Source organism: Embleya sp. NPDC025285 (assembly GCF_055558835.1).
Map to the genome: position 1 here is coordinate 19,642 of NZ_JBVHLU010000119.1, position 9,175 is coordinate 28,816.

Genomic DNA, 9,175 nt, shown 5'->3' on the forward strand with positions numbered 1-9,175 from the left:
GAGTATCCGTGGGAGCGGGCACCGGCGGGCCCGCGGCCCGGATGGGGCTCAGGCGGAGCGGTGCAGGGACGGCAGGTGCCACCGGGAGGCCCCGCGCGCGGCGGGCACCTTGGCCGGCTTGTCGGCCTTCACGGCCGCGACCGGCTCGACCGGCTTCGCGGACTCGACCACGGCCCGGGATCCGGTGACCGACGCCACCCGGCCCGCCGGGAGTATCCGCAGGCGGGTGCCGTCGCAGTGCTCGCAGGCGGGCTTGGTGAACGGGGACGGGACCAGCGCCCCCATCGAGTAGTACCGGCACAGTCGCATTCCGTGCAGATCGGTCACGTGGTGGATCTCGTAGTCGCGCTCCCATCCGCGACCGCAGGACATGCAGACGAAGGCATAGGACTCGTGCACCACCGTCGGGTTCTCCATGACGACCTCCTCGCGCGGGCGAGCCCACCGACTCGTTCAGGGGCTTCCCGTGACCGGTATCCATGGAATGCCCGCGAGGCGCCTTCCGTATCGGCACATACGGTTCCTTGACGTCGGCCAACACGGAATATGGAGAACCCGAGAAACTCATCACCCAATCGAGTGCTGTGCCGTACCTGCCCGTTGCACGCGCTTGACCGACCCGGCCGCGGCCGGAGCGGGCCGTGCGGGCACGCCGCGTCGCGGATGTCGGACGCGGCACCCCGGAGGGTCGCGGTCCGTCGTCGAGGCGTCGCCGAGGGTCGCGATCCGTCGTCGACCGGTCCTTTCGGGTGTCACGCCTTCTTGGCCGCGACCACCGCGTCGAAGACCACCCGCTTGGGCACGCCGACCTCGGCCGCCACCGCCGCGATCGCCTCCTTGCGCGGTTGTCCGGCGGCCTCGCGTCCGGCCACCCGCTCGACCAGCTCGGCCGGGCCGATCTTCGAGGGGTCGGCGGGCGGCGCGCCGGCGACCACGACGGTGATCTCGCCGCGCACCCCCGGCTTCGCCCACTCGGCGAGTTCGGCCAGGGTGTCCCGGCGGACCTCCTCGTAGGTCTTGGTGAGCTCGCGACACACCGCGCCGCGACGGTCGGCGCCCAGCGCCTCGGCCATCGCCGCGAGCGACTCGGCGAGCCGGTGCGGCGCCTCGAAGAACACCATCGTGCGCGGCTCCGCGGCCAACTCGGCCAACCGCCGGGCCCGCTCGCCCGCCTTGCGCGGCAGGAATCCCTCGAAGCAGAACCGGTCCACCGGCAGCCCGGACAGCGCGAGCGCGGTGAGCACCGCGGAGGGCCCCGGTACGGCGGTCACCTTGATGTCCTCGGCCACCGCGGCCTCGACCAGCCGGTAGCCCGGATCGGACACCGACGGCATCCCGGCATCGGTGACCAACAACACCCGCTTGCCCTCGCGCAGCGCCTGGACCAGCTCCGGGGTGCGCGCCGCCTCGTTGCCCTCGAAGTAGGACACCACCCGCCCGGGCACCTCCACGCCGAGCGCGCCGGCCAATCTGCGCAGCCTGCGCGTGTCCTCGGCGGCCACCACCGAGGCCGCGCCGAGTTCGACGGCGAGCCGCGCGGGCGCGTCGCTCACGTCACCGATGGGGGTGCCGGCCAGTACGAGTACGCCGCCCTGAGGACTGTGCTGTTCGTGTTCCACTCGGCCATCCTCCCCTTTCGCGCGCCCCGGTTCGCCCGCGCGTCAATACGATGCTCGGGTGACGAGTGACGTGGCTACCGATCAGCCGACCCGAAAGCACCCCCCAAAGGGGGATGCGGAGTCCCCCGGCAGCACCGGGGCCGCACGTCCCGAGCCGCGCGGGTGGGCCTGGTCACTGGCTCGATTCGGATACCGGGACCGGCCGCCGACCTCGCTGCGCGAGCGGCTCGTGCCCTCGTACACCGACAACAGCGCGTACACCGGCGGCGGCTGGTTGCCCTGCATCCTGGTGACCCTGCTGGCCGGCTTCATCCGGTTCTGGAACCTGGGCAGGCCCAGGGCGGTGATATTCGACGAGACGTACTACGCCAAGGACGGCTGGTCGCTGCTCAAGCTCGGCTACGAGGGCACCTGGCCCAAGGAGGCCAACGAACAGATCCTGGCCGGACAACACGACGTCCTGCAGACACAGGGCTCGTACATCGTGCACCCGCCGATCGGGAAGTGGACGATCGCGCTGGGCGAGCAACTCTTCGGACTCACCCCGTTCGGATGGCGGTTCGCACTCGCCGTGCTCGGCACGCTGTCGGTGCTGATGTTGTGCCGGATCGGCCGCCGCCTGTTCCGCTCCACACTCCTGGGCTGCGTCGCCGGACTGCTGATGTCCCTCGACGGACTGCACTTCGTGATGAGCCGCACCTCACTGCTCGACCTGGTCCTGATGTTCTGGATCCTGGCCGCGTTCGGCTGCCTGCTCATCGACCGCGACGACACCAGGGCGATCGCCGCCCGACTCTTCGAAACCGGCCCGGACGCCGCACGCGCTGCCACGACGAAATTCGGCCTGCGCCCCTGGCGGATCATGGCCGGCATCTGCCTCGGCCTGGCCTGCGGCACCAAATGGAGCGGCATCTACGTCCTCGCCGCCTTCGGCGTCATGACCGTGCTGTGGGACGCCGGCACCCGCCGGGCCTGCGGCGCCCGCCGCCCCTACCGCGCCGCACTGCGCCACGACGTGCTCTTCGCGTTCCTGTCCACCGTGCTGGTCGCGCTGATGATCTACATCTGGTCCTGGACCGGCTGGCTGATGACCGACGACGGCTACTTCCGGGACTGGGCCGACCACCGGGCCGGGCTCTCCCCCGGCTCCCTCGACCTCAAGCTCTTCTCCGTCCCGCTGCCGCAATTCGGGATGACGTGGGTGCCGGCGCCGTTGCGCAGCCTGTGGCACTACCACTCGGAGATGTGGAACTTCCATACCGGCCTGGACAGCCCGCACCCGTATCAATCCAACCCGTGGAGCTGGCTGGTCCTGGGCCGACCGGTCGCCTACTACTTCGAGACCGTGCACCGGGGCACGGCCGGCTGCACCGAGCAGGACTGCTACCAGACCGTGCTGGGCATCGGCACGCCGCTGCTGTGGTGGACCGGCGTGATCGCGGTCGGCTACCTGCTCTTCCGCTGGGCCGGCCGCCGGGACTGGCGCGCGGGCGCGATCCTGTGCGGACTCGCCGCCGCGTACCTGCCGTGGATGGCGTACCAGCAGCGCACCATCTTCCTGTTCTACGCCGTCGCGTTCGTCCCGTTCCTGTGCCTGGCGGTGACCATGATGCTCGGCGCGCTGCTCGGCCCACCCGGGGCCGGCGAACGGCGACGGGCCTGGGGTACGGCGGGCGTGGTCGCGATCATCGCGCTGATCGCGTGGAACTTCCTGTACTTCTATCCGATCTTCACCGGTGAGACGATCTCGCGCAGCGGGTGGCTGGACCGTATGTGGTTCAGCACCTGGATCTAGCGTGTCGGCGTCCTGGGCGAAGTCGTCGCCGTCGTCGAAGCCGTTGCCCATGCTGTTGTCGACCCCGAGAGAGGCTGCGCCGGTGTCCGTCGCGCGGGAGCAGGACATACGCAGGCGGGCCATCGACGCGACCCGCGACCTGGCCGCGGCGGGCGGCTACGACAGCGTGCAGATGCGCGACGTGGTCCGCCTGTCCCGGCTCTCCTCGGCGACCATCTACCGGCACTTCTCCTCGAAGGACCACCTGCTCGCGGCAACCCACCTGGAGTGGATCGCCGCACTGGAACGCAGCGACGCGGCCCGGCCGGACGGCACCGACGCCGCCGAGCGAGTGTGCGCGATCCTGCACAACACGTGCCGGACGATGGCCCGCCACCCTCGGCTCACCGCCGCGCTGATCCACGCGCTCGGGTCGTCCGACCCCGGCGTGGGCGACTGTCATCGCGAGATCAACCGGATCATGAACGACATGTTCCGCACCGCGCTGGGCGACGAGATCACCGGCGCCGACGAGTTCGTCCACCTACTCGGCATCGCCTGGGAAGGCGCCCTCTTCAGCTGGGCCTTCGGCCGCATGACGATGGACGACGTCGAACGCACGGTAACCCGCTCCGCCCGCCTCCTCCTCCTGGGCACAGCAGCGGAACCGACCCCATAAACCAAGTCCCGCCGAACACCCGAGGACCAGCCTCCCGCAACCCCACCAGCCCGTCCGGCACTTGAGCACAACCCACCCAGCCGGTCCGGCGCTTGAGGACAACCCGGCACAGGCTGACCATCCAGCCCGTCCGGCGCTTGAGGACCCGCCGGGCCCTACGAGGCTTGACGACTCACGGGTGCGCCAACGGGCGGGATCGCGGCGACATGATCCAGCGGCGCCAACTCCGGCCGCTTCGCGGTGATGTGATCCCCGGACGACTGTCCGCGCAGCCGCCGCCCGATCCACGGCACCAGGTGCTCCCGCGCCCAGTGCACGTTCTCCAGCCGCGCCGCGCCGGCCGTGACCGCGACGGCCTCCGCCGGCCATGGCGCGTCCGGGTCACCCTCGACGGCCAACCCGAGCGCCCGGCCGACCTTGAGCGCCACCCGGTCGTGCCCCTCGGGCGACAGGTGCAGCCGGTCCTCGCTCCAGGCACGCCGATCGTGCAGCGACGTGAGCCCCCACATGTCCGCGACGGGGCAGTCGTACCGATCCGCGACCACCCGCAACAGCTCGTTGTACGTGGCCACCTTGCCGCGGATCAGCTTGAGCACCGGCACCCAGCGCGTGTCGAACCCGGTGAAAACCACGACCCGAGCGCCCGTCGCCGTCAACGCGGCGACCGCCTGCTCGTACTCGGCGGCCAGCTTGTCCGGATCGCTCCCGGGCCGCAGCACGTCGTTGCCACCCGCGCACAACGTCACCAGATCGGGTTGTGCCGCGATGGCCAACGGCACCTGCTCCTCGACGATCTGATGCAGCAGCTTCCCGCGCACGGCCAGATTCGCGTACCGAAGGCCAGGCCGCTCCGTCGAAAGCCGAGCCGCGAACCGATCGGCCCACCCGAGGTAGTTCCCGTCGGGCCCGGGATCGCCGACACCTTCGGTGAAGCTGTCGCCGATTGCCACATAAGAGTCGATTCCGGACAGGTTCCCGTGTGGATTCAATAGCTCGGCCATGTCACCCGATGTTGGCATCGCTCACCTCGCCTACGCGACCGTAATAACCACCCGAACACATTCCGCTACACGCGGCAGCGCCCCCGCACACCTTCGGCGGGCGCACTCTCTCGGCCAAGCCCGATCAACCGCCGCGCATTCCCGCACCGCCGGAAAAGCGACGCAGTTCACCCACTCCTCATCGACCCGTAACCCGATCCCGTACAACTCACCGAATCCGGACGGGCCTTGCCACGCGTCGGGACTCGGGAACGACGAAAGCCCCGCCGGATCCCGGCGGGGCTTTCGTGCTGTGTGGACCTGTGGGGATTTGAACCCCAGACCCCCTCGATGCGAACGAGGTGCGCTACCAGACTGCGCCACAGGCCCAACGAGGAGAAACATTACCACCTCGACGAGGTGGGTCGCGCACGGGTATTCACTCGTTGACGGCCCGGCGCCACTCGTGCTCGTACAGGGGCAGCGAGTCGACGGAGGAGCCGTAGGCGGTACGGGTGTCCTCGGCGTATTGGTCGAACAACGGGGTGGACGGGCGGGCCGACTCGGTCGGCCGGGGGTCCGGGACGGCGTGGATCTGCGGGCGCTCCGGCTCCTGTTCGGCGTCGCCGCGCGGGACCACCGGAGCGGTCACGTAGGTGGGCAGCGGGACCGGCACCGGGTCCCACGAGTCGCGATCGTGCGGGCCTCCGTCGATGGCCAACTCGGCGATCCACTCGGCCAGGGCGGGTTCCTCCGCCTCGCGGTCGCGCCGACCCCGGGCCGAGGCGGAGGCTCCCGAGGCGCCGCCCGTCCCGGCGGAGCCGGTCGGCCCCGAGCGCGGCGCACGGGGCGCACGCGGGTCGCCGCCGGTCGGCCGATCCGCCGCGCGGGGTTCGGCCGGCGGGCCGTCGGGTGTCTCGCGGGACTTGGCCCGCGAACGCGCTTCGGCGGCCGAGGAGCCGTCGGCGGGTCCGCCGGACTTGCCCGCGGGTCGGCCCAGTCGGCGCAGTCCCGCCTCGTAGCGACGCCGCTCCTGCACACGCAGGTGGACGATGTACGCGGAGAGCAGGACGCCGGGCACGGCGGGCAGCAGCCACAGCCAGGCGATCCCGGCCACCCCGGCCAGGATCGCGCCGGCGGTGAAGGTCGCGAACAGGCTCGCGATCACCCGACGGCGCCGGGTGAGCAGCGCGGCCCGGCCCTCGTCGCGGCGGACCGTCGCGGCGGGACGTTTGGCCGCGGCGGGCTTGCCCTTGGCCGAGGACGCCGACCCGGGGGTCGCGGCCGACTGCGGGGCCGTCTGCGGCGTCGACTGCGCGCCGGGCTTGGCCGGGTGTTGCCGAGCGGCGCGCGGCGGTTCGGCCGGAGCGCGCCGGTCGGGTGCGTCCGTGCCCTCCTCCACGGAAGCGGGGGCCTCCGCGAGCGCACGGGCGGAGCGGCGCTCGAAGGCGCCGCGACGGGAGAGGATCCGGATCGCGGTGGTGAATCGCTCGGTCGGCCGGGCCTCGTTGAGCTCGTCCTGTCGGCGAAGCCACATGGGCACCAGATAGGCAGCCCAGGCCCCCACGATCGCTGCGTAGATCAGGCCGCTGCCGTTCACGCTTCACACGCTAAGCCGGATGGGCGCCGCATCGTCGGATTAGGCACGGTGTGTCGCCCGATCCGCAGTGATGCCCATGTGACGAATGTGACTGCCGAGACGCCCGAGGCGACAAAATCCACCGAACCGTCCGGCGCGGCCGAATTCACCGGGAAGCCCGACACCCCCGAATTCGGCGAGAAGCCCGACACGGCCGAAATCACCGGGACACCCGAGATGCCCGGAGCCGGCGTGGCTCCCGAGGCCCCTCGGGCAGCCGTTCTCCCGGGGGCTCCGGGGTCTGCCGAGGTGACACCGCTCATATCTCCGGAAGAGTAGCGAAATCGCAAGATCGATGTGTCGATATGGCGGGATCGACATCGAAGAGATTCACATCGAGGGGTTCCCCACGGAGTTCCGCGCGAAGGGGTTCCCACCGAGTTCCGCCCGAAGGGTTCCTCGCGGAGGTTCCGCCCGAAGGGGTTCCGAACGCACGGATCGCGCTCGACGGGATCCCCTACCAGGTGAAGCCCCGGCTCTCCCGATAGGCGCGCCACCGCATCAGCAGCCCCTCGGGGACCTCCTCGGCGTTCAACGCGTAGGCGAGGTGATCGCGCCAGTCCCCGTCGATGTGCAGGTAGCGCGGGCGCAGGCACTCCTCGCGGAACCCCAGCTTGTCCACCACCCGCCGACTGGCCCGGTTCTCCGGCCGGATGCACACCTCCAGGCGATGCACACCGAGCCGGAAGAAGCAGTGGTCGGCGACGAGCGCGACCGCCGTCGGCATCACGCCGAGCCCGGCGACCTGCTCGTCCACCCAATAGCCCACGTGTGCCGAGCACATCGACCCCCACGTGATGCCGGCGACCGTGACCTGGCCGACCAGTTGCCCGTCGTACAACACCACGAACGGCAACATCCGCCCCGCGCCCGCCTCGGCCCGCAGGAAGCGCACCATCTGCCGGAACGTCGGCCGGCGACCGGCCGCCGATCCCGGCGGCACGGTCGCCTCCCAGCGGCGCAGCCATTCGCGATTGCGGGTGTGCACCTCCTGCCACGCGGCCGCGTCGCGGGCGCGGATCGGGCGCAGGGTCACCCGGCCCTCGGTGAGCTCCACCGGCCACCCGCGGGTCAGCGCGTGCCCCATGGCGGCTGCTGCGCCCCTCCGTAGCCCCCGCCGCCCTGGAACCCACCGCCACCGCCCTGGTAGCCGCCGCCCCCGCCGAAGCCGCCCTGGTAGCCGCCGCCCCCGGGCGCGGGCTGCTGCTGACCGCCGCCGAAGCCACCGCCACCACCGCCGCCGCCGAACCCGCCGCCCTGCTGGTGGTCGCCGCCCTGGAGCTGCGACACCACGTGCGGCAGCACCTTGGACAGCACGTTGATGCCGTCCTGCGCGCCACCGGGCGAGCCGGGCAGGTTGACGATCAGGCTGCGGTAGGTCCAGTGCGAGTCCTGGGTGATCGCGACGCCGGCGATGCCGCGCGACAGGATCGAGGTCGGCACCTTGGCGAAGTTCTCCATCCGGATCGCCTCGGCGATGCCCGGCACCTCGTAGCTGATCACCCGGCTGGTCATCTGCGGGGTCTGGTCGAACGGGTTGAGCCCGGTCCCCCCGGTGGTGACGATCACGTCGTAGTGGCCCGCGACCGCGTCCCGCAGCGCCTGGGCGACCGGCTCGCCGTCGGGTACCACCTGCGGTCCCCGCGTCTCGAAGCCCAGCGCCTGCAGCCCGCGCACGATCACCGGACCGCTCTCGTCCCCGTAGGTACCGGCCGCCGCGCGGGTGGACACGGTGATCACCATGGCTCGCATCAGACTTGCCCTCCGTCCCGTTGTGTGGCCCCTGCCCCGGTGTCCCGTCGCCAGTCCCCGGAGGCGCCGCCCGTCTTCTGCTCGACCCGCACGTCGGTGATGACCGCGCCCGGGTCCACTGCCTTGATCATGTCCACGACCGTGAGCGCCGCGACGGAGACCGCCGTCAGCGCCTCCATCTCGACCCCGGTGCGATCGGCGGTGCGCACGGTCGCGGTGATCGCCACCGCGTCGTCCTGCACCGTCAGGTCCACCGCGACGCCGTGCAGCGCGATCGGGTGGCACAGCGGCACGAGGTCGGGGGTGCGCTTGGCGGCCATGATGCCCGCGATCCGGGCGGTGGCCAGGGCGTCACCCTTGGGCACGCCCTCGCCCCGCAGGAGTTCGACCACGCGGGGCGACACGAGCACCCGGCCCGAGGCCGTGCCCGTGCGGACCGAGATCTGCTTGGCCGTGACGTCCACCATGCGGGCCGCGCCGGCCTCGTCGAGGTGCGTGAGGTTCTTGGCGCCGCGCGTCAACTTTCCACCCCATACGGTGAGCCCCCCGTGCGGTGGGCGTAGAAGTGCCTTGTGTATCGGACTGCCGAGTGCGTCGAACTGCCGTGTGTCGTGCTGGGGCAACGTTAGAGGCACAACGGGGCGGGGGGGGGGGGGGGGGGGGGGGGGGGGGGGGGGGGGGGGGGGGGGGGGGGGGGGGGGGGGGGGGGGGGGGGGGGGGGGGGGGGGGGGG

General features: G+C 71.6%; 9 protein-coding genes and 1 tRNA gene. 2 read left to right on the forward strand and 8 right to left on the reverse strand.

From position 1 onward, the window contains the following. Nucleotides 1-48: 48 nt before the first annotated feature. Together ACZ4FV_RS44625 and rsmI are read right to left on the reverse strand one after the other, a co-directional pair. Entirely contained in the window at nucleotides 49-417 is a 369-nt protein-coding gene (locus tag ACZ4FV_RS44625; RefSeq protein WP_402239216.1) for a hypothetical protein, read from the reverse strand. A 335-nt stretch (nucleotides 418-752) separates the two neighbouring features. Then, the gene (gene rsmI, locus ACZ4FV_RS44630) at nucleotides 753-1,619 is read right to left on the reverse strand and encodes a 16S rRNA (cytidine(1402)-2'-O)-methyltransferase (protein WP_395864176.1); all 867 of its coding nucleotides are present in this window, start codon (nucleotides 1,617-1,619) and stop codon (nucleotides 753-755) included. Nucleotides 1,620-1,677: 58 nt separating this feature from the next. Here rsmI and ACZ4FV_RS44635 point away from each other — a divergent pair, with 58 nt between their 5' ends. Continuing rightward, nucleotides 1,678-3,414: a dolichyl-phosphate-mannose--protein mannosyltransferase gene (locus tag ACZ4FV_RS44635; protein ID WP_395864178.1), complete on the forward strand. Its 1,737-nt coding sequence runs from the start codon at nucleotides 1,678-1,680 to the stop codon at nucleotides 3,412-3,414. Nucleotides 3,415-3,496: 82 nt separating this feature from the next. After that, nucleotides 3,497-4,072 carry a TetR/AcrR family transcriptional regulator gene (locus tag ACZ4FV_RS44640; RefSeq protein ID WP_395864180.1) on the forward strand — a complete coding sequence of 192 codons (576 nt, stop codon included), beginning with the start codon at nucleotides 3,497-3,499 and terminating at the stop codon, nucleotides 4,070-4,072. Between the two features lie 155 nt (nucleotides 4,073-4,227). Here the strand turns inward: ACZ4FV_RS44640 and ACZ4FV_RS44645 are convergent, their stop codons facing one another. The 6 genes from ACZ4FV_RS44645 to moaC form a co-directional block, all read right to left on the reverse strand. Next, nucleotides 4,228-5,073: an SGNH/GDSL hydrolase family protein gene (locus ACZ4FV_RS44645; protein WP_395864181.1), complete on the reverse strand. Its 846-nt coding sequence runs from the start codon at nucleotides 5,071-5,073 to the stop codon at nucleotides 4,228-4,230. Between the two features lie 295 nt (nucleotides 5,074-5,368). Next, nucleotides 5,369-5,442 (reverse strand) — tRNA-Ala (locus ACZ4FV_RS44650). A gap of 49 nt (nucleotides 5,443-5,491) precedes the next feature. Continuing rightward, nucleotides 5,492-6,652 carry a divisome protein SepX/GlpR gene (gene sepX / locus ACZ4FV_RS44655; RefSeq protein WP_465326599.1) on the reverse strand — a complete coding sequence of 387 codons (1,161 nt, stop codon included), beginning with the start codon at nucleotides 6,650-6,652 and terminating at the stop codon, nucleotides 5,492-5,494. Nucleotides 6,653-7,148: 496 nt separating this feature from the next. After that, on the reverse strand, nucleotides 7,149-7,778 hold the full coding sequence (locus ACZ4FV_RS44660) for a GNAT family N-acetyltransferase (RefSeq protein WP_402239223.1): 630 nt from the start codon (nucleotides 7,776-7,778) through the stop codon (nucleotides 7,149-7,151). Next, complete coding sequence (locus ACZ4FV_RS44665) at nucleotides 7,763-8,443, reverse strand: MogA/MoaB family molybdenum cofactor biosynthesis protein (protein WP_465326601.1); 681 nt, start codon at nucleotides 8,441-8,443, stop codon at nucleotides 7,763-7,765. The genes ACZ4FV_RS44660 and ACZ4FV_RS44665 overlap by 16 nt, the downstream gene beginning before the upstream one ends. Then, on the reverse strand, nucleotides 8,443-8,910 hold the full coding sequence (gene moaC / locus ACZ4FV_RS44670; RefSeq protein ID WP_395864715.1) for a cyclic pyranopterin monophosphate synthase MoaC: 468 nt from the start codon (nucleotides 8,908-8,910) through the stop codon (nucleotides 8,443-8,445). The genes ACZ4FV_RS44665 and moaC overlap by 1 nt, the downstream gene beginning before the upstream one ends. Between the last annotated feature and the right edge of the window lie 265 nt (nucleotides 8,911-9,175).